The sequence below is a fragment of the Lysinibacillus fusiformis genome, assembly GCF_003049525.1.
GTDB lineage: Bacteria > Bacillota > Bacilli > Bacillales_A > Planococcaceae > Lysinibacillus > Lysinibacillus fusiformis.
In genome coordinates, this window is sequence record NZ_PYWL01000006.1 from 83,789 (window position 1) to 105,558 (window position 21,770).

General features: G+C 37.1%; 20 protein-coding genes. 17 read left to right on the forward strand and 3 right to left on the reverse strand.

Annotated features, from left to right (window positions below):
- Positions 1-150 precede the first annotated feature (150 nt).
- A complete protein-coding gene (locus C9J29_RS14950; protein WP_089985633.1) occupies positions 151-1,668 on the forward strand; it encodes a GGDEF domain-containing protein in 1,518 nt (505 codons plus the stop codon).
- 57 nt (positions 1,669-1,725) lie between these two features.
- On the opposite strand, the gene C9J29_RS14955 is transcribed toward C9J29_RS14950, so the two are convergent.
- The gene (locus C9J29_RS14955) at positions 1,726-2,895 is read right to left on the reverse strand and encodes an MDR family MFS transporter (RefSeq protein ID WP_008176697.1); all 1,170 of its coding nucleotides are present in this window, start codon (positions 2,893-2,895) and stop codon (positions 1,726-1,728) included.
- A 327-nt stretch (positions 2,896-3,222) separates the two neighbouring features.
- Positions 3,223-3,444 carry a DeoR family transcriptional regulator gene (locus C9J29_RS14960; RefSeq protein WP_004226074.1) on the reverse strand — a complete coding sequence of 74 codons (222 nt, stop codon included), beginning with the start codon at positions 3,442-3,444 and terminating at the stop codon, positions 3,223-3,225.
- Between the two features lie 357 nt (positions 3,445-3,801).
- Between C9J29_RS14960 and pepV the strand changes: the two genes are divergently transcribed.
- The 7 genes from pepV to C9J29_RS14995 all read left to right on the forward strand — a co-directional run bounded on the left by pepV (position 3,802) and on the right by C9J29_RS14995 (position 11,228).
- Positions 3,802-5,208, forward strand: a complete 1,407-nt coding sequence (gene pepV / locus C9J29_RS14965) for a dipeptidase PepV (protein WP_107922382.1) — start codon at positions 3,802-3,804, stop codon at positions 5,206-5,208.
- A 27-nt stretch (positions 5,209-5,235) separates the two neighbouring features.
- A complete protein-coding gene (gene dat / locus C9J29_RS14970; RefSeq protein ID WP_107922383.1) occupies positions 5,236-6,090 on the forward strand; it encodes a D-amino-acid transaminase in 855 nt (284 codons plus the stop codon).
- A 228-nt stretch (positions 6,091-6,318) separates the two neighbouring features.
- Positions 6,319-7,323 carry an NERD domain-containing protein gene (locus C9J29_RS14975; protein WP_008176716.1) on the forward strand — a complete coding sequence of 335 codons (1,005 nt, stop codon included), beginning with the start codon at positions 6,319-6,321 and terminating at the stop codon, positions 7,321-7,323.
- A gap of 2 nt (positions 7,324-7,325) precedes the next feature.
- The gene (locus C9J29_RS14980) at positions 7,326-8,261 is read left to right on the forward strand and encodes a diacylglycerol/lipid kinase family protein (protein ID WP_107922384.1); all 936 of its coding nucleotides are present in this window, start codon (positions 7,326-7,328) and stop codon (positions 8,259-8,261) included.
- A 97-nt stretch (positions 8,262-8,358) separates the two neighbouring features.
- The gene (trmB, locus tag C9J29_RS14985; protein WP_008176719.1) at positions 8,359-9,009 is read left to right on the forward strand and encodes a tRNA (guanosine(46)-N7)-methyltransferase TrmB; all 651 of its coding nucleotides are present in this window, start codon (positions 8,359-8,361) and stop codon (positions 9,007-9,009) included.
- Between the two features lie 11 nt (positions 9,010-9,020).
- Positions 9,021-9,884, forward strand: coding sequence for a YtnP family quorum-quenching lactonase (locus tag C9J29_RS14990; protein WP_107922385.1), 864 nt, complete (start codon positions 9,021-9,023; stop codon positions 9,882-9,884).
- Positions 9,885-10,001: 117 nt separating this feature from the next.
- A complete protein-coding gene (locus C9J29_RS14995) occupies positions 10,002-11,228 on the forward strand; it encodes a carboxylate--amine ligase (protein ID WP_008176723.1) in 1,227 nt (408 codons plus the stop codon).
- Positions 11,229-11,287: 59 nt separating this feature from the next.
- Here the strand turns inward: C9J29_RS14995 and C9J29_RS15000 are convergent, their stop codons facing one another.
- On the reverse strand, positions 11,288-11,602 hold the full coding sequence (locus C9J29_RS15000) for a hypothetical protein (protein WP_008176726.1): 315 nt from the start codon (positions 11,600-11,602) through the stop codon (positions 11,288-11,290).
- Positions 11,603-11,766: 164 nt separating this feature from the next.
- Between C9J29_RS15000 and C9J29_RS15005 the strand changes: the two genes are divergently transcribed.
- The 9 genes from C9J29_RS15005 to C9J29_RS15045 all read left to right on the forward strand — a co-directional run bounded on the left by C9J29_RS15005 (position 11,767) and on the right by C9J29_RS15045 (position 21,734).
- On the forward strand, positions 11,767-12,843 hold the full coding sequence (locus C9J29_RS15005; RefSeq protein WP_025116982.1) for a M42 family metallopeptidase: 1,077 nt from the start codon (positions 11,767-11,769) through the stop codon (positions 12,841-12,843).
- A 60-nt stretch (positions 12,844-12,903) separates the two neighbouring features.
- Entirely contained in the window at positions 12,904-13,425 is a 522-nt protein-coding gene (locus C9J29_RS15010) for a DUF84 family protein (RefSeq protein WP_089985645.1), read from the forward strand.
- 105 nt (positions 13,426-13,530) lie between these two features.
- Positions 13,531-14,049, forward strand: coding sequence for a hypothetical protein (locus tag C9J29_RS15015; RefSeq protein ID WP_008176731.1), 519 nt, complete (start codon positions 13,531-13,533; stop codon positions 14,047-14,049).
- Between the two features lie 72 nt (positions 14,050-14,121).
- The gene (locus C9J29_RS15020) at positions 14,122-14,946 is read left to right on the forward strand and encodes a DUF1444 domain-containing protein (RefSeq protein WP_089985647.1); all 825 of its coding nucleotides are present in this window, start codon (positions 14,122-14,124) and stop codon (positions 14,944-14,946) included.
- The gene (gene ytpR / locus C9J29_RS15025) at positions 14,943-15,557 is read left to right on the forward strand and encodes a YtpR family tRNA-binding protein (RefSeq protein ID WP_008176735.1); all 615 of its coding nucleotides are present in this window, start codon (positions 14,943-14,945) and stop codon (positions 15,555-15,557) included. Before C9J29_RS15020 ends, ytpR begins: the two co-directional genes overlap by 4 nt.
- Before the next feature lie 261 nt (positions 15,558-15,818).
- Positions 15,819-18,956, forward strand: coding sequence for a DNA translocase FtsK (locus C9J29_RS15030; protein WP_107922386.1), 3,138 nt, complete (start codon positions 15,819-15,821; stop codon positions 18,954-18,956).
- 229 nt (positions 18,957-19,185) lie between these two features.
- A complete protein-coding gene (murC, locus tag C9J29_RS15035) occupies positions 19,186-20,499 on the forward strand; it encodes a UDP-N-acetylmuramate--L-alanine ligase (protein WP_008176739.1) in 1,314 nt (437 codons plus the stop codon).
- A 108-nt stretch (positions 20,500-20,607) separates the two neighbouring features.
- A complete protein-coding gene (locus C9J29_RS15040) occupies positions 20,608-21,105 on the forward strand; it encodes a DUF948 domain-containing protein (RefSeq protein WP_043990204.1) in 498 nt (165 codons plus the stop codon).
- 137 nt (positions 21,106-21,242) lie between these two features.
- Positions 21,243-21,734: a YtxH domain-containing protein gene (locus tag C9J29_RS15045; RefSeq protein WP_089985654.1), complete on the forward strand. Its 492-nt coding sequence runs from the start codon at positions 21,243-21,245 to the stop codon at positions 21,732-21,734.
- Positions 21,735-21,770 lie beyond the last annotated feature (36 nt).

The following is a 21,770-nucleotide window of genomic DNA, read 5'->3' on the forward strand; positions in this document are numbered from 1 at the left end:
GTGCTAACTTAGCATCGGGGATTTATTATATACAGCCTTATGACAGTAACTGTATAATACGTAATGAGTTATCTTAATATAGTGAGGAAGCGTATTATTGTCTAAAATATTTCCAAAAAATGATGGTGAAAATAAGTAGAGGGCCAATAAATGAAGAACCTGCGAATTAAATTATTACTATCTTTAATAGCTTTTGCAGTTATCCTGGTTGCTGTAATTTCAAGTGTGAATAGGCAAATATTAGTTGATGATATAGAAGAACAAGTTGCCAGGAATAGAGTGTTAATAGAAAATCATATTCTTACAGATATGCGAACAGTAGATAATGCTCATTTATATTTTGATGAAAACATGTCAGACGAAATGGAGCAGGGACTGAGAGCTTTAAAAAACTATTATCGTGAGAATCCAAATGTTGCTACATGGGATTTACAACAAATGAAAAATAAACATAATATGGATATATACATAGTAGATCAGTCTAATACAGTAATATACACAACATTTGATAAAGATCTTGGTTTCAATTTTTCTAAGTGCTGTCAGCGTTTTTCTGCATTATTGGATGAACGACGTGCGAGTGGAGAGTTTTTCACAGACGGGATAGACATTTCCACAACGACAGGAGAATACCGAAAATTTGCCTACCTTGCTACACATGATAAGAAATATCTACTTGAACTAAGTATAGACTTATTGAAAAATCCAGTCTTTCAAACTTTTAACTTTGAGAAAACTTCAGAATATTTGGTAGCAAAATACGTTGATTTAGTAGAAGTGCAAACGATTAGTGCTGGTGGGGTTTTCTTTAATGATTCAAGATCGAAGCGGATAACCGTACAAGAACAATCCGAACAGTTTCAGAAATATTTTGAGCTAGCAAGGAAGAAGATGCAGCCTGTCGAGTATCAACAAGCATTTAATCAGGGGCAGATTGAAACGCATCTTTTTTTACCTTATGAAGCAGAGACGGTCAGAGGGGAGTCTTCCAAAAGAATTGTTTATGTGAAATATACTAATTTCACAAAAATGGAAGCGCTTCAAAAAAACACAAAACAGTTTTGGGTTTTACTAGTCATTGCTTTAGTAACCGCCTTTGTCATGCTGTTAGTTATTAATAAAATACTCTCTAAAACAATCCATCTCGCCACTTTTGATCCGTTAACAGGTGTCTATAATCGTGCAACCTATATTCGAAAAATGGATAGCTTACTAAAGAAACGAAAAATAAATAGGCCTGGATTATTGTTAATCGATTTAGATAATTTTAAACAAGTAAATGATCAGTTTGGCCATGCGGAAGGGGATCATATCTTAATTGGAACGGCCAAAATCTTAAAAAAAGTAGTGAAAAAAGATGGTTTTGTCGTAAGGTTTGGTGGAGATGAATTTGCCATTGTTTTGTATGATACAACAGAGCATCATATGCAACAGCTAGCAGATGCCATCTTGGCGCAAATAAGAACTCTCAAATTCGAAGGTCAAGACATAGAGAAATGGTCGGTACTATCGGTGAGTATGGGAGGGGCTATTTATCATCATCCCGAAGATTCAGAAATGAGCTTATTTGAGCGAGCGGACCAAGCACTATATCAATCGAAAAATGCTGGTAAAGACCAATACTCTAGCTATGCTGAAGCCGCTGCTGTCGAAGATGCCAAACTTTAAAAAACGCCCCATACTATAAATAGCAAATTAAGCTATTTGATAGATATGGAGCGTTTTTTAATGTGTTGATGTTTTAGATCGATAAAAGATACAACTACACAATACTAGGACAGCTATAATTGCAAACATGGCATCCATATAGTGCGTTAATAGCCAACCTCCTATAATGGGTCCGATAAAGCCCCCTAAATTTTTAAACTGTGCAGCGCCAAGGTAGGTCGCTTTTTGAGTGTCAGGCGCAATTTCATCAATCATGACATTCATTGTAGGGAAGGCAAAGATTTCTCCAATCGTAAAAATAATCATGGCGATGATATAGAGCGTATAGTTGTCGGAGAGCCCGAACATGAATAGGCCGATTGCAAAAAATAGAATACCGATTAATAAAGTGGCGGATGAGGAAAATCGTTCAGACACAATACTAATAGGTAATTGTAATAATAAGACGACCGCTGCATTAAGTGAAATCAATAGGGAATACAGTTTTGTTCCATTTTCAACAGTTAATTCAATGAATTGTGGCAATGTCGAATCAAATTGAGAGTACCCGATATTGATAAGGATGGCCCCAAAAATAAAGCTAAGCAACACACGATTTGTTAAAAGGATTGTGAAGGTGTGCAAAATTTTTGTTTGCATAACAGCTTTTTGTTGTTGCATTTGATAACGATTTAACACGAAAAATAAAAATATGGCGTAAATAATATACATAATACCTGTTAGCATAAAAGGTATACTTGGGCTTGCTAACTGCGAGATATAGACACCTATTATTGGACCAATGACTGCGGCAATATTAATGGCAGTGTACCGTAGTGAAAAAAGTCTTTTCCGTTTATCAGAAGGTGTAAAATCAATCATTAATGCCTGAGTGGAAGGTTCAAAAAATGAGCGACAAAGACCGTTCAAGGCGTTGAATAGAATAAATAACCAAACTGTATGGACAGTGGCAAAGCCAAAGAATACGAGGCTCCATACAATGATCGTTAATAAAATGACACTTTTCCTTCCGAAACGATCCGTTAAATATCCACCAAAAAACCCCCCAACTGTAGATATAAGGGGTGCAATCCCAATAGTCAATCCAATTTGTAAAGGAGAGGCTTCAATTTCATTATGTAAATAAATAGCTAAAAAAGGCATTGCCATAAAGCTTGCAATACGTGTGAAAACTGTTCCACCTAAAATAATCCAAACTAATGGATGAAACAAATTTGACAGTTTCATATAAAATCCTCCTCTCAACAATTTAGAATGTTTCGAGTTTAACGGATTGTTAAGCAACTGTAAATAGTCAAAATACTCTCGAGAGATACGCTTCAGTAAAGTTAAACGAGAAATGACTGAACGAGCTTCATTTTATTTAAAGGAGCAAGATGAGTTTTTAATTTATTTTCTTATTCCTACTGCCAATGAAACAGCAAAATAATGATTGTCTTCGATTGATCCAAGAAGATCAACAATATCTAATAATCTTTTAACAGCAAAAAAAGAATGACCCCGACGAAAGGTCATTCTTTTCCATACACAATGCTTTACGCATTCTACGTAAAACTAAGACGTCAATTTTACTTTTTTCTTCGTCGTTGTCCATCTGCCTCGACTTGGACTCGTCACCAAATCGTTAAAGGCTAACACGTTCAAATCTCTTTGAACGGTGCGAGGAGTGATACTAAACTCTTCGACTAAATCCTGTGTAGACACGGTTCCTTTGTCTAAAATAAACATGTACACGTCTTTAATACGATTAAGCATTCGATCAGTAGTTGGTTTCATTAAATGAACCACTCCTTCATCTTAATTCTCTTGGCAAAGACTAGCGGACGACAATATGTGCGGAGTGCACTTAGGCTATTAAGTAGCTGCCTTAGACATCCCCTTTTCTAATTTTTATAGTCAGAAGAATTATTCTGATAACTTCATTATATAGAAAAACTACATGATTTTCTAGTGAATGCAATAGAAATTTACAATAGAAACATAAAATTTTCACTGTATTTTGTGGGAATACCTGAAAAACATGCTATATGTGGTAGTGTCAGTAGAAGTTGCTGAAAATAGTTGTCAGAAAGAAGATTGTCGTTTATGTTGTAAGGTGTAGAATAATGTTAATACTTGAAGGAGGTACATGGTATGAATTGGTTACAGGCTGCAAAAGAAAGGCAAGATGAATTAGTACAAGAGTTACAGGAGCTTGTGCAAATTAATAGTATTCTTGATGAGGATACAAGAACTACTGAGATACCTTTTGGTAATGGTCCACTTCAAGCGCTTGAATGGTTACTAGCAAAGGGACAAAAAGAAGGGCTACTAACGAAAAATGTTGATAACTATGCTGGACATATCGAAATGGGTGCAGGTGAAGAATTATTAGGTATTTTATGTCACGTTGATGTGGTTCCAATTGGAGATGATGCTGATTGGACATACCCACCATTTAGCGGCACTGTAGCTGATGGTAAGCTGTATGCACGTGGTGCAATTGATGATAAAGGCCCTACAGTTGCTGCATGGATGGCCATGAAACTTGTCAAAGATGCAGGTATTCAATTAGATAAAAGAGTGCGAATGATCGTTGGTACGGATGAAGAAACAGGGTTCCGCTGTGTCGACCACTATTTCAAACAGGAGGAAATGCCATCAATCGGTTTTGCACCCGATGCAGATTTCCCGCTCATTAATGCTGAGAAAGGCATTGCAGAGCTTGTGTTCTCTCAAAATAAAGTGGGTGATGCAACGAAAGAACAGCTACTACTATTTAATGCAGGAAAGCGCCCAAATATGGTACCAGATTTGGCCAAAGCAACAGTTCAGCATGCATCAGCGCAATTCGAACAGAATTTTCAAACATTTTTAAGCAAAAATCAGCTAGATGGCTCTTTATTAATGGAGGACTCTCGCTATATAATAACTATCAAAGGTAAAGCAGCCCATGCAATGGAACCAGAAAAAGGTGTCAATGCAGCTGTTTATCTTGCTGCGTTTTTACAACAAGAGTTGACGACTGAGTCAAGTAAACAATTTGTCGACTTTATCGCAGATGTTTTTTATCAGGATCATTATGGCCATCAGCTTGAATTACAATTTGAAGATGCCATGTCTGGTCATACAACGTTAAATCCAGGCATTGTTAGCTATGATGTTAGTAAAGGTGGCAGTTTAGTAATTAGTATGCGCTATTCTGTGTCCTATCCATTCGATGAAAAAATTACAGAGGCTCAACGTTTAGTTGTAAAAAGAGGATTTTCATTAGATATTCAAGACGACTCCAAGCCTCATTATGTCAGTGAAGATGACCCATTTATCCAAACATTAGCGTCCATTTATAGACGTCAGTCAGGTGATACAGAAACACCGCTATTATCTACAGGTGGTGGGACGTATGCACGTGTGCTGAAAAAGGGCGTGGCATTTGGCATGTTATTCCCTGGGGAGCAGGATGTGGCGCATCGGGCGGATGAGTTTGTAGTGGTTGAAAATCTTGTACAAGCAGCGGCTATTTATGCGGAAGCAATTGTTGAGCTTGCGGGAAAAAAATAACATAAAGACGAAAAGGATGAACGGAAAATGGCATATTCATTATGGAATGATCAAATTGTTGAAGAAGGATCTATTGCAATCTCACCAGAAGACAGAGGTTATCAGTTCGGTGACGGTATTTATGAAGTAATCAAAGTATATAACGGAAATATGTTTACAGCACAAGAGCACATTGATCGTTTCTATGCGAGCGCCGAAAAAATTCGCCTTGTTATTCCTTATACAAAAGACGTTTTACACAAATTACTACATGAGTTAATTGAAAAGAATAATTTGGAAACAGGACATATTTATTTTCAAATCACTCGTGGAGCTAATTCCCGTAATCACGTTTTCCCGGATGCAAGTATTCCAGCAGTATTAACTGGTAATGTAAAAGCGGGTGAACGTGCATATGAAAACTTTGAAAAAGGTGTTAAAGCCACTTTTGTTGAGGATATTCGTTGGTTACGTTGTGACATTAAATCTTTAAACCTGCTTGGGGCAGTTTTAGCAAAACAAGAAGCTGCTGAAAAAGGTTGCTATGAAGCGATTTTACATCGCGGAGATATCGTGACAGAATGCTCTTCAGCAAATGTTTATGGCATTAAAGATGGTAAACTTTATACACATCCAGCTAATAATTTCATCTTAAATGGTATTACACGTCAAGTCATTTTAAAATGTGCGGAAGAAATTAATTTGCCAGTGATCGAAGAGCCAATGACGAAAGCGGATTTACTAACAATGGATGAAATCATTGTGTCGTCTGTATCTTCTGAGGTTACGCCAGTCATTGATGTGGACGGCAACCAAATTGGTGCTGGAGTTCCAGGTGAATGGACTCGTCAATTACAGCAAACATTTGAAGCGAAATTACCACTTTCAGTCAATACAAAATAAAAGAACCTTGTAGGGAACTATCTGTATGGATAGTTCTCTTTATTTATGGTGTAATGTTGGGTCTTGTCATGTAAAATGAAAAGGATAGTAGCATAATCTTACAGATTGAAATTTGTAGAACAAATGTCGATGTAATGAATACATAAGAATGCATAGACTCTTTTATCTTAAGCAATCAAGAAAAGAGAGAACTAACGAGATGGTAAGGAAGAATGGAGTGACCTTTACATGGCACAATTAGTGAAAATACAAGATTATATTTCTCGCTATCAAATTGACTTAGCAAGATATCCTACACAATTTGTACGCTTGAAGAAAAGCCAATGGGATCGCATTAAGCGTCAATGGGAATTGGGAGAAGATATAAGCGAGTGGCAACATATTGATAATGAGACAGAAGCGGATACTTTCGAGGAGAAAGAGCGATTTTCCTTTATTAAAAAAATATTTACAGGACGACAAAAAGAAGCAGCAGAAGACGTTGAAGATATAGAAATATCAAACGAACTCATAAGTAGTGAGGATACCATTCCAGAAGAAGAAACAACACTAACATTTGAACCTAAGATTGTGTATGCTCCGCAATCCATCCATGAATTGAAGCGAATGTTTATTGATCAATTCTTCCATTTCCAAATGAAATGGGCTAGTTCAACATTACGTGAAAAATCATATGTAGATCCTCGCTTCATGCGTGACTCGTTACTACGTACTTTATTACAAACATTACCAGATAATTTCTTGTTGTTTTATTATCCTATTCTACAAATAAGAAAAGCACCGATTGAGCTTGATGTTGTGTTAATGTCTCCGACCGAGTGTATTTGTATTACCGTTTTGGAAGCAGATAATCAAGCTGTATATGTTGGTGGAAGTGATCGCTTTTGGATGAAAAAGGTGGGGACAAAGGACTCTAAAGTTCTGAATCCAACGATAAACTTAGCCCGTATGGAGTCGGTACTATTCCAATTGTTTAAAGAAGAAAATATAGATATGCCTATTCGAAAAGTGGTATTAACTCGAAATGGTTATTTTGATTATCCGGGTTCACCGTATGGGATTCGTTTTGTTGATCGACGAAATTACGGAGAATGGATGGAGCATTTGCGAAAGGTCTCCTCTCCAATGAAGCATATGCAAATACGTGCGTCTCAAGCGATTCTAAATACTGTACAAACTACTTCGTTTAATAGAGATATTTGGCAGCAAGCTTCACAAACAACAGAGGATTGAGTATGCAAATTCTATTTATTGTCAATAAAGCTGCAGGAAATGGAAAAGGGAAGAAAGTATGGTCTCAACTTCGTAAGCAGCTAACGATAGATTATGAAGTGGCTTTTACGAAATATGAAGGACATGGACGCGAACTTGCCAAACAATGGGCTCGACAACGGCAGGATCAAAAATTACTAATAGTTGTTGGTGGAGATGGAACCATCCATGAGGTGTTTAGTGGTGTTGTACATAATAAATTTTTAGTGCTAGGTGTGGTTCGTGCAGGCTCTGGTAATGATTTTGCGCGTTCGTTTCCCACATTTTACAATGCTCAGCAAATCGAGGACTATGTATTGAATGCTTCCACGGCCTATACAAAAATAGATGCGGGAAGTATTCAGCTCAGCAATAGATGGGATGAACTCTTTGTCAACAATGCTGGCATAGGCTTTGATGCTTATGTCACAAAATCGATTAATACATCTCGCCTTAAATTTTACCTCAATAAAATAGGATTGGGTAAGCTGTCGTATGCTATTGCTGTCATTAGAGGCTTATTTAGCTTTGAATGTTTTAACGTCACGATACGTTCTGATCATCAAGAGTGGCAATTCCAACGAGCATGGTTTGTCGCCATGTGCAATCAGCCTTATTTTGGCGGAGGGATGAAAATATCACCAGCTGCAAAAGCAGATGATGGCCGAGTCGATATTACAATCGTCCATGATATTTCCCGTCTGAAATTATTACTTATTTTTGCGACTGTTTTTTTTGAAAAGCATACGAAATTTAAAGAAATCACATTTTTACAAGGACAACATTTTGATATTATCGTGAATGATCACCAGGTTGATTGTCATATGGATGGTAATTATAGTGGAAGTGTCCATCAGGGTTCTACCATTCACTGTACAGTGCAACAGAATGCATGGAACATTATGACAAAGAGTTCTTAAATAATATCATTGCGCAATAATTTTATGCGAATGTAAGAGGAATACGTTATACTATAAAAAAATCAATAATTTTATAAGAAAGAAATGAGGAACAACAGTGAGATTAAGAAATAAGCCTTGGGCAGAGGAAATGATTACAAATCATCCAGAGGTAATCGTTCCGAATCCTGAAGACTTTAAAGGAAATTGGCAGGCTGTTTTCGGAAATGACAACCCAATTCATATAGAAGTTGGTACTGGAAAGGGACAATTTGTTACAGGAATGGCTTTACAAAATCCAGATATTAATTATATTGGCATTGAGCTTTATGATAGTGTAATTGTTTGTGCATTAGAGAAAATTCTAGAAGCAAAATCTCCAGCCAATTTACGTTTGCTTAAAGTAAATGGCGCGGATTTAAATAAATTCTTTAACAAAAATGATGTAGCACGTGTATATTTGAATTTCTCAGATCCTTGGCCAAAAACACGTCATGCCAAAAGACGTTTGACGCATGGGGGTTTTTTGAAATTATATGAGTCGATTTTGGTGGATAATGGGGAAATCCATTTTAAAACGGATAACCGTGGTTTGTTTGAATTTTCGTTAATCAGTATATCTGAATATGGTATGTTACTAAAGTATGTATCACTCGACTTACATGCAAATATGCCTGAGGATAATGTGATGACTGAATATGAGCAGAAATTTTCTGCAAAAGGACAGCCGATTTATCGCTTAGAGTCGCAATTTATCACTAAATTGTAGGGGGAATATGGATGGATCAGTTACAGTTTCACAATATGTCATTATCATGGCTTAACGGGGGTGTTACGTGCCTAGATGGTGGTGCGATGTTTGGAGTTGTACCGAAACCACTTTGGTCACGTAAATATCCAGTCAATGAAAAAAACCAAATTGAATTACCAACAGAACCAATTCTTATTCAATATGAGGGAAAAAACTATCTTATTGATACGGGTGTTGGCTTTAACAAATTAAATGAAAAACAGCTAAGAAACTTTGGGGTAACAGAGGAATCTTCGTTAGCGGATAGTTTACAAGAGCTTGGCTTAACGACAGCAGATATTGATGCGGTGCTAATGACACATTTACATTTTGATCATGCTGGTGGCTTAACTCAGTGGCAAGATGATGTGCTTGTACCTACTTTCCCGAATGCTAAAATTTTTGTAACAAAAATTGAATGGGATGAGATGCGTAACCCAAATATTCGCTCGAAAAATACGTACTGGAAAGAAAATTGGGAGCCTGTGCAGCACTTAGTTGAAACCTATGAAGATATGTGGGAAGTAGCACCAGGAATCGAGATGATTCATACAGGTGGTCATAGTGAAGGACATGCTGTCATTAAACTTACTCAACAAGGTGAAGTACTTTTGCATATGGCAGACATTATGCCTACTCATGCTCATCAAAATCCATTATGGGTTTTAGCTTATGATGACTATCCAATGACAAGTGTTTTTGCCAAAGAGCGTCTTATGAAAGAAGCTCTTGCCAATAACTATGGCTTTATTTTCTACCATGATGCCTATTACCGTATGATTAAATGGGATGAAACGGGGAAAGAAATCAAGGCTAAGCTCGAGCGTAGTAGACAAGCTGTAATTACATTCTAACAATGACGAGGTAGTGACATGTAAAATGTCGATACCTCGCTTTTTTGTTCGTGATGATGATGGAAAATATGATACACTAAACACGAAACTAAATTATAAAAGAGAGTTGAAATAAACATGGCAACTGAACAACCATTTTTACCAGTTTTACTAGGATCAGATATGAATGCATATGGGATGGCCCGTGCATTTTACGAAGCATATGGAATAAAACCACTTGTCTTAGGACGTTCTCATTTAACAGCTACACAAGATAGCCATATCTTACAATTTCAAGAAATCGACCGTTTAAATGAACAGGATGTATTTGCTCCTGCCCTTGCACAAGTTGCAAAACAATATGCGGATAAAAAACTATTGCTCTTAGCGTGTGGTGACGATTATGCCAAGCTTATTATTAAAAATAAGCCAGCGCTACAGGAGCATTTCACAGTACCTTACATCGATGAGTCTCTAATGGATGAAATTTTACTCAAAGAAAATTTCTATAAAATGTGTGATAAATACGATTTTAAATATCCAGGAACAACGACTGTAACAGCAGACAATTATGACAATTTTACACCTCCATTTGAGTATCCAATTATTTTAAAGGCGTCAAATTCTGTTGAATACTGGGCATGTAAATTCCCAGGGAAGAAAAAAGTTTTTGTTGCGCATGATGAGGCAGAAAAAACAGCTATTTTAAAAGCGATTTATAGCTCAAGCTATCAAGATACAATGATTATTCAAGAATTTATCCCTGGTGATGATTCATATATGCGTGTGCTTAACGCTTATGTGGGCAAAGATGGGAAAGTGAAGCTGATGTGTCTAGGGAATCCTATTCTAGAAGAGCATTCACCTGAAGGAATCGGAAGTTATGCAGCAATCGTAACAACATATGATAAAGAATTAATGGATCAAGTACGTTTCTTCTTAGAGGACATCGGCTATACAGGCTTTGCCAATTTCGATATGAAATACGATATTCGTGATAAACAGTACAAGCTGTTTGAAATTAATTTACGTAATGGACGTTCTAGCTATTATGTTACGGCAAGTGGCCATAATTTAATGAAGTACGTTGCTGATGATCATATGTTAAACATCGAGCAAGAAGTTACTTATGTGGAGGATAAACATCTGTGGATGGTTATTCCAAAAGGTGTATTATTCAAATATGCATCGAACGAAAAGCTGAAATTAGAGGCGAAAAAATTAATTAGTGAAGGTAAATACACAAACTCCCTTTACTATAATGAAGATATGAATACAAAGCGTTGGGTGAAGCTAACACTCAATAACTTAAATTATTATCGCAAATATAAAAAATACTTTAATAATAAAGGTTTATCAGAATAATAAAGAGAAGCCATCTCAATTAAAAAAATGAGAGGGCTTCTTTTGCTTCTTTTTTAGGGCTAAACCTCTGTTAATTCCACTACAACGCCCGAGCGTGCATCAGCTGCAAATTCAAATGTTTGCATGTCACCCTCATGCATGCGTGAAATGCCTCCACGATAGACAGGAATAGTAATGATACCATTTGTATAATCTTCTGTTTTCATAAAAATCCAGGAACCGTCAATCGGTGCATCCTTTTTAAATTCTTTTTTTATGTTTTCAAGTACTTGTCCTGCAGGTACGAACGGAGAAACTTTTTCACTAGCTTCTTTAATAATGACTGCGGCAGCTAAGCCAGTTGCAACACCAATTAAAAAATCACGTAATTTCATACATCTTCCTCCTTTTTCTGTACCTATATTTTAGCATAGCCTATAGAGTGAATGCACGTTCACATGATAACAGTTTTAGGAAATGTATCAATATTTCGAATTCGGAAATAAATATGTTACAATAGGCGAGGAAGAATATTCTACTTCGTGGGGAGAGAGTCAACATGAATGAGGAAACATTGCAATTATTTAAAACATTAACAGAGTTACCAGGTGCTCCTGGTAATGAGCACGCTGTTCGCGCGTTCATGCGATCTGAGTTGGAAAAGTATTCAGATGAAATCGTTCAAGACAATTTGGGGGGGATTTTTGGTGTAAAGCATAGTGATGTTGCGGATGCACCAAAAATTTTAGTTGCAGGTCATATGGATGAAGTAGCATTTATGGTTACTTCTATTACTGATAATGGCATGATCCGTTTTCAGACGTTAGGTGGCTGGTGGAACCAGGTTATGCTTGCACAACGTGTAGAAGTCTATACGAAAAATGGGGCTATTCCTGGTGTTATCGCATCTATCCCACCACATTTATTAACGGATGCAGAACGCTCTAAGCCTATGGATATAAAAAATATGTTAATCGATATTGGCGCTGACAGCAAGGAGGATGCGGTAGCATTGGGAGTTCGTCCAGGACAATCCATCATTCCTGTTTGTCCATTTACACCAATGGCCAATCCGAAAAAAATTATGGCCAAGGCTTGGGATAACCGCTATGGCTGTGGTTTAGCAATTGAATTAATGAAAGAAGTCAAAAATGATAAGCTTGGATCTCATTTATATTCAGGGGCAAATGTAATGGAAGAGGTTGGTTTACGTGGTGCTCAAGTGTCAGCAAACATGATTAAACCGGATTTATTCTTTGCATTAGATGCTTCACCAGCAAATGATACATCAGGTAAAAAAGATCAATTTGGACAGCTTGGTAAAGGAACATTACTTCGTATTCTTGACCGTACAATGGTGACACATCGTGGTATGCGAGAATTCATTTTAGATACAGCTGAATCCAACCATATTCCTTACCAATACTTTGTATCACAGGGTGGAACTGACGCTGGACGAGTACATACAGCTAACGACGGTGTACCAAGTGCAGTAATTGGTGTTTGCTCACGTTATATTCACACATCTGCGTCTATCATTCACATTGATGATTACGCTGCTGCTAAAGCATTAATTGTTGAATTAGTGAAAAAAGCAGATCGTTCGACTTTAGAGTCTATTCGCGCTAATGTATAAGAAGTTGGAAAGATGCCTGTAAAAAGGCATCTTTTTCTATGGAAAGAAAGTAGGGGTTTGATGAAAATAGCAATTGGAACAACTAATAAAGCGAAAACTGAAGCAGTTGAAGCTGTAGCTCAAAAATATTTTGAGGATACAACCTTTACCTATGTGAAAGCTGCTTCAAAAGTATCAGATCAGCCTATGTCGAATGAAGAAACGAGATTAGGTGCGATGAACCGTGCGAAAAATGCCATGATAAAAACCGATGCATCACTATCCTTTGGTTTAGAAGGTGGTGTAACTGAAATAGAAGGCGAAATGTATGTGTGTAATTGGGGTGCATTAACAGCATCCGATGGGACAATATTTACAGCGGCAGGTGCACAAATTATTTTACCAAAAGAAATTGCCCAGGAAATCAGATCTGGCGGAGAGCTTGGTCCACTCATGGAGCAATATACACAGCGCAGGGATATTCGTCAGGGCACTGGAGCAGTAGGGATTTTTACACAAGGTTTAGTAAGCAGACAAATGATGTTTGAGCATATTGTATCACTATTGGTTGGTCAATATTTGTTCACATTTTCCGAAAAATAGTTAAATGGAATTAGTAATGCGCATGCGGAGAGGTTGCATCTTCCTAATAATTTTTTTAAAATAGAAAAAAAGTTAGTTAGTAGTGCAAGAGAAAGGAAGAGAGACATGTCATATAAATGGCTACAAGTTATTGGCCTGACGCTGTTACTTCTGATGCTTTCTGGCTGCAATCAATCGATCGATGAGCAAATTGCCAACGGACTTCAAATCACAGAAACGGTTTTTGCAGAAGAGCCTGAAGAACATACCGAGGAAATTGGGAATATTAATTTATACTTACCTTCAAATTTTAAAGTTGAAGATAGTTCAGATGCTTACAATATTGTTATTTCAAAAGGAAAAGAAAGCTATATCCTCTTCATTAACGATAAAGAAGCACAAGATAGTAAACTTTATTATCATCTTTTAAAAGACAATGAAGCTGATAAAATCATTGAGGAGACTACTTATGATAAAGATGGTCGCTTTGGCTTTACAGCCGTACTAAAAACAGATGATGAGAATGAAATGGAGCTCATTGTGAGTAGTGGTGGTGTGAAAATGACCACGATTTCTCCGGCCAAACATATAGAAGATAATTTGCGTGAGATGACGAAAATCGTTCATTCGGTTAAGATGAAGTAAATAAACAAGATTGAACAAGACGGTTCACAAACATGTGAGCCGTTTCATTTTGAAGATAGGATGTGAGAAAATATGAAGCAATTGAAATCAGAGCAGCTTGTAGAGCTATTAAGAAAACGATTAAACGAAGAGAAATACGATTTTCATTTCGATAAAAAGCACGATAAATTAAGATTGAATCATAAGACGATTGAAAAAGGTATGGAGCTTTCGTTACCTGGGATTTTAGCAAAATACAATGATAAGCAAGAAGCAGCTATTGATGAGGTTGTGTATACGATTACGCAAACTTTTAATGCGATGGAACAAGAAAAAGAAAAGGGTTTCCAAACGGCTAGACAAATTTATCCTATTATTCGTGCGACATCCTATCCTCAAGCATCAAAAGAGGGACATGCGTTTATTACAACAGACCATACAGCGGAAACACGCATCTTTTATGCGCTTGATTTAGGCAAAACCTATCGTTTTATCGATGAATCTATGCTGGAAGCTTTACAATTAAGTGTAGAGCAAATTCGTGAAATGGCACGTTTTTCAGTTAAACAATTACCAACCTCTTATAAAAAGGATGAGGTCGCCAATAACTTCTTTTATTTTGTTAATATGAATGATGGTTATGATGCAAGCCGAATTTTAAATGAGAGCTTTTTAAAAGAAATGCGTACGCAAGTGGAGGGGGATATGACATTATCTGTGCCCCATCAAGATGTGCTAATTATAGGTGATATTCGGAATGAAACAGGGTATGATGTATTAGCACAGATGACGATGCATTTCTTTGCAGTCGGTACAGTACCGATCACGTCATTATCTTTTATCTATGAAGACGGGGAATTAGAACCGATCTTTATTTTAGCAAAAAACAGAGTGAAAAAGGAGCAAGAAAAACAATGAACGTATTTTACAACAAAGAGCATGTAGGAGATGTATTACTAGTTCAACTAGCAACGGAGTCTATCGTTAACACAGTAGTAGAGCGTGCTGGGGATATTGCTATATTAAAAGAAGCTCAAACGGGTGAAATTAAAGCATTTAATTTATTTAATGCGAGCCAATATGTACAAACAGATGCAAGAGGATTAGTTGAGGTTACTCCAGAGTTAGTTGAACAATTAGCAGCAGCAATCGAAAAGAACGGTGCTAACATTAGTCTAGATGTTGATTTCTCTCCGAAATTTGTCGTAGGTTTTGTAGCAACGAAAGAAAAGCATCCAAATGCTGATAAATTAAGTATCTGTTCAGTAAACGTTGGAGATGAGACTTTACAAATTGTTTGTGGCGCACCTAATGTAGAAGCAGGGCAAAAGGTAGTAGTTGCAAAGATTGGTGCGGTTATGCCTTCAGGAATGCTTATAAAAGAAGGAAATTTAAGAGGTGTAGATTCATTTGGCATGCTTTGTTCAGCACGTGAGCTAGCTGTTCCTAATGCTCCATCTGAAAAAGGAATTTTAGTTTTGCCTGAAGATGCTATCGTAGGTAGTGCATTTGAATCGCCGAGTAAATAATAAACTCGTTTTTTTATAATAAAATTATTAAAATTCAACAATTTTATCATGATATTATCCAATGTATCAAGGTGAAATTCCCTAAATCGTTATGTTACTAATATGCTAGTAACATAACGATTTTTTTGTGTAGAATGAGCCTCTAAATGCAAGTTTCGCGAGCGTTTTTATGGTATGCTTTTGATATAGACATTGAGCTATTGATTTGAGCAATACTAGACAATGCTATAAATGAAGTGTAAGAGAAATGAGTGAAACGAAGTGAACTGGTTTAAAAAACAAATAAATAAAATTTTAAATAAAGATGAATATGAATACGAGTATGAAGAATTTTATGAGGACTACGGAGAGGAACAAGCAGAACAGTTACATACTCAGCAAGATGCGCCAATGACTAAGCAAAAAACTTTCCGTTTCCCATTGATTGACGATGATGAGGAAGGCGTTGTATCACAAGCGCCCCCAAAAGAAATGTTCAATCAGGTAGAGAATGATGATTATTATGGGCAAATCGAGGATTTATCCTTACCCAAGCATTTAAATCATCATATTGTTGATTCAAGCGTTTATGATGTAGATGTATCAGGGATTCGAGATTTATTAGCGAGTCGTTCAAAACGCACTGGTAGAAAAACAACTGTGAAAAGTCAGCCGGTCGAACAGGAACACCGTTCAAGAGCGAGTTTAGTTTTTCGAGATGCACAAGATCGTGAAGAGTCAATTATACCTAAGACAACATCTGCACCAAAAGATAAACCACAGTGGCAAGAACAAAAAGCTCAAAAAGTAGATAGCGATTTTCTTGAAAATCGGAAACGCTTTATCCCAACGGATGTACCTTCACCCGTTTATGGATTTGCAAAACCAAGTCCTATCAATGAATTATTGGATAAAAGAAAAGAAGAACATGAGCTACAAGAAACGGCTAGGACAACCTCTGATGTATGGACAATTCATCAGCCATTAAAAGAAGCGACAACAAATGAGGCTAATGAAAATATACTAGAAGAAAAAGAGCCGCCTAGTACAGGTCATCATGTTGAAATTGAACAAGAATTCCATGAACCTACTGTCGAACCTATTACATTTAATGCGGATGTGTTGGATGAAGAAAAGGGTGTACCTGACAGTGCGCCAACAGATATCGTGGTGCCACCAACCACACCTTTTGCCAGGGCATTTGAAGATCAAGTGAAGGAAGCTGCTATGCAAGATCAAACCTTACAGCAGCTTTCTGCAGATCAGTCTGAGATTCATGTGAAAGAATTGATTGTGGAACAAGTTCAAATTGAAAATTCTACCATTCATATTGGAGAGGTAACTGTCGTACAGCCTTCGAGTAATGAAGAGGACTATCAGATGGGTATGGATGAACAATCATCTGATGCTATGCCAAAGGAAGAAAAAAGTCGTATTCCATTCAATGTCCTCATGTTAAAAACGGATAAAGAAAAATGGCGGATTCAACAACAAATCAAAATGGCGCAGCCTATTCGTGTGGAAAGTAATCCGGAAGCAGTAGAAGATGTGCTGATGGATGTGACGGAAGCTAAAGAAGTGGAACAATCCCTGCCTTCGGTGAGCATAGATACAGATGCTATACAGCTAGTTGAACCACAGCTAGAGGAAGAAAGTGATTCACAATCTGCTTTATTCAGTCAAATTCAAGGAGATGTTGATTACAATCGGCACGAAAATGAAAGACAAGATCTCATTACAGAAGCCCAATCAGAAAATCCAGTAGAGGTTATTACAATGGCTCCTGTTACAACTATGACTCGTGTATCCTCGAATGAAGAAGCAGAGATTGCAAGAATTAGTGCTGATGAAGTTGCTGCAACAACAGAGCTAGAATCAGAGATCATTTCAGTAACTGAAGTTCATCCTGAAATTGTAGAGGATTTTCCAGTAAAACCTGTGGAAAATCTAGAACAGGTTTTAGAAGCTGAACAGGAGCTAGCAGTTGAGGAAAAAGCAATACCTGTGCACGTTTATCAGAAGCCAACTGACGAATATTTAGAGCTACCAGAGGAAAAAACACAGGATACAGATTGGATGGAGCAACAAGGGGATACATTGGTGGAAGCACTTTCTTATTTCCAGGTTTCTGCCCAAATCGAATCGATTATGCAGGGACCTGCAGTTACTCAATTCGAAATTACTGTGAGTCATGGTACGAAGGTAAGCAAAATCAGAAATTTAGCAGATGATTTAAAGCTTGCTTTAGCAGCAAAGGATATTCGTATTCAAGCACCGATCCCTGGGAAAAGCTCGATTGGTATTGAGATTCCAAACCGCGTATCAAGAGCTGTACGATTATCAGAAGTGACGAATAGTGCATCATTCCTTGAATCAGATTCGCCATTAGAGGCAGCATTAGGTCTTGATTTAACAGGTAAGCCTGTGACACTGGATTTACGAAAAATGCCTCATGGTTTAATTGCTGGTGCGACAGGTTCAGGTAAATCCGTTTGTATCAATTCTATTTTGGTTAGTTTATTATATAAAGCTGCACCACATGAGTTAAAACTAATGTTGATTGACCCTAAAATGGTGGAACTGGCACCATTTAACCATATCCCACACTTAGTTAGCCCTGTGATCACAGATGTGAAGGCTGCAACTGCAGCTCTTAAATGGGCAGTGGAGGAAATGGAACGTCGATATCAACTGTTTGCGCATGCAGGGGCAAGGGATATTACGCGCTATAATGCAATAGCAGATAAAAATAATGAACATAGTTTGAAATTGCCATATATTTTAATTGTTATTGATGAGTTAGCCGATTTAATGATGATGTCTCCAGCAGATGTAGAGGAGGCAATTTGCCGTATTGCTCAAAAGGCACGTGCATGTGGAATCCATTTAATTGTTGCAACACAAAGACCATCTGTAGACGTTATAACAGGATTAATTAAATCCAATATTCCTACACGTATTGCCTTTGCAGTATCTTCACAAATTGATTCTCGTACAATTTTGGATGGGCAGGGAGCAGAAAGGTTACTTGGAAGAGGCGATATGCTATATTTAGGTAACGGTATGTCAGCGCCAGTACGTCTCCAAGGTACATTTGTTACAGATGATGAAATTGAAGCGATCATCGAGCATGTTCGTGAACAAGGAGAGCCTGATTATATTTTTGATCAAGAGGAGCTATTGAAGAAAACAGAGGTATCCGCAGAACAGGATGATTTGTTTGAAGATGTTTGCCGTTTTGTTTTTGAACAAGGTGGAGCTTCTACGTCCTTGATTCAACGAAAATATCATATTGGCTATAATCGTGCTGCTCGTTTAATTGATATGTTGGAATCACATGGCTTTATCTCAGAGGCAAGAGGTAGTAAGCCGCGTGAAAGTTTCATTACGGAAGAAGATTTAATTACTATGTTTGAATAAGAATTGCCTTGTTTTCGTCTACATTATCTAATTTACGTCGAAATTAGTTTTTTTAGAAAAGTTACACATCTATCCTTATGCATAAAAAGTGCTATAATAGACAAGATGTGTTGAATAGTACGTATTTTTTAATACTTGTGAAGGTATTAATACCTAATCAATCGTGAAATAATACGTTACACCTAATAGATGATAGATGGGATATTGAAATTCCCGGGGGGTTTAATTAATGACAGTTTTTCATTTCACAGGCATTAAAGGTTCTGGCATGAGTTCACTTGCTCAAATCTTATTTGATGCTGGTGAACAAGTACAGGGCTCAGATGTCGATAAATATTTCTTCACGGAGCAGCCGTTACGTGAACGTAATATTCCAATTTTTACATTTAATGCAGATAATATTAAAGAAGGCATGACTGTAATTGCAGGTAATGCTTTTCCTGATGATCATCCAGAATTAATTCGTGCCCGAGAAATCGGCGTAGAGATTATTCGTTACCATAAATTTTTAGGAGAATATATTGGTAACTATATATCCATTGCCATAACAGGTGCACATGGTAAAACTTCAACTACAGGTTTAATGGCACATGTGGTAGGTGGTTATAAACCAACATCCTATTTAATTGGTGATGGTACTGGTGCTGGTCATGCAAATGCTGACTTCTTTGTGATGGAAGCGTGTGAATACCGCCGACACTTTTTAGCATATAATCCTGACTATGCGGTGATGACAAATATTGATTTTGATCACCCAGACTACTTTGCAAATATAGATGATGTCTATTCTGCTTTTCAATCATTAGCTTTACAAGTAAAGAAAGCTATTATTGCATGTGGTGATGATGAACAGCTTCAACGTATCCAAGCAAAGGTTCCGGTTGTTTATTATGGATTTGGATCTGAGAATGATTTTGAAGCTCGTAATGTTGAAAAAACGACAGAAGGTACAAAATTCGATGTTTTTGTTCGTAATGAATTTTATAGCACTTTCTTCATTCCATTATTTGGGGATCATGCCATTTTGAATACATTAGCGGTCATTACTCTATGCGAATATGAAGGAATTTCACCTGATATTATTCAGGATCGTTTGCACACGTATAAAGGTGTAAAAAGACGTTTTACTGAAACAGATATAGGGGATAATGTATTAATAGATGACTATGCCCACCATCCAACGGAAATTCGTGCTACCATTCAATCAGCGCGCCAAAAGTTCCCAGATCGTGAGCTAGTTGCTATATTCCAACCACATACATTTACACGTACACAAGCTTTTTTACAAGATTTCGCAGATAGTCTAAGCCTTGCAGATACAGCCTATTTATGTGATATTTTTGGCTCTGCAAGAGAAACGCAAGGCGCACTTTCTATTCAAGATTTGGCGTCATTAATCGAGGGCAGTGCAGTGATTACCACTGAAGGAATTGATATACTAACAAAACATCAAGGCGCAGTATTCTTATTTATGGGTGCTGGAGATGTTCCTAAATTCCAAGATGCTTTTGAAGCCGTGCTTAAAAACGATGAAACAGCTTAGTCCGTAGGGGTTAAGCTGTTTTTTTAAAATTTGAGCAGGAATTCCGTTTTTTTTGTCGAAGATAGGGAAAGTAATAGTAAAGAGAATTTACTAGCAGGAGGTCAACTTATGGAAGTGATTTTGTATATTGCAGCCATTATCGCTGCAATCGGGTTTTTAATTTTATGCGTGAGTGTAGGAATGACATTATTCTCGCTCAAGTCCATCTTAAGCAGTTTATCTGGCACTTTATCAGGTATTGAGGGACAAATGGAAGGGGTCACACGAGAAACAACTTCTTTATTATCCAAAACAAATAGCTTAGCAGAGGATATTCAACATAAATCTGAACAGTTAAATTCAGTGGTTCAAGCTGTTAAAGGTATTGGAGATTCTGTCAATGGTTTAAATAATTCTGTACAGCAAATTACTTCTTCTGTTTCTAAAAGTGTAGAACAAAATGAGGAAAAAATTGCGCAAGTAGTACAGTGGAGCAATGTTGCAATGGGCATTGCTGATAAATGGAAAAAGCGCAAAATCATAGAGCAAGAAACTGTATCTGAGGATGTGTATGGCTTTGAAACAGTTCAAGTAGAAAAGCCGAAAAGAAAATGGGGTCGTAAATAGTAAAAATTATTCAGTAAGTACATGGTACGGTCTGAATAAATATAAAGTCTTGGACATAAGTTGAACATGCATCTGTAAAAAGTAGATGGACAACCTGTCTAGACAAATTTGATAATATGATGGGGAGGAATTGTTGCATGACAACTCAAAAGCCAAATTTTAATGAAGTAAAGGAAAAACAGCTTGAAAGTTCATTGCCTCAGCTTTATCATTCGCAAGATTCGATTTATGAAGAGGAGCGTGTAAACATGAAAGATTTTGTGATTGGCGCATTAGTAGGTGGAATTGTAGGTGCTGCAGCAGGTCTACTGTTGGCTCCAAAATCAGGAAAAGATTTACGTAGTGATGTGGCTGTACAAGCTGTTCATTTAAAAGATAAGAGTGCAGACTTCTCGACAACTGCAAAAGATAAAACGGTTCAACTTTCTAAACAAATTCAAGAACAATCTACACAATTAGTGGAGAAAGTAAAAACTTTAAAAACAGCAAAGGCTCCTACAGTTTTTGATGATGGGACGGTTTCCTTTGAGGGTGAAGAACCACTTGAGGATTTTATTCCTAACGAAGAAGTAAAAGCAGAAGAGAAAAAAGACGAAACAAAAGGCTCCAATGAAGAAGTACGTGCATAATGCATAACGAAAAGGGATACGTTACATGATCATCGT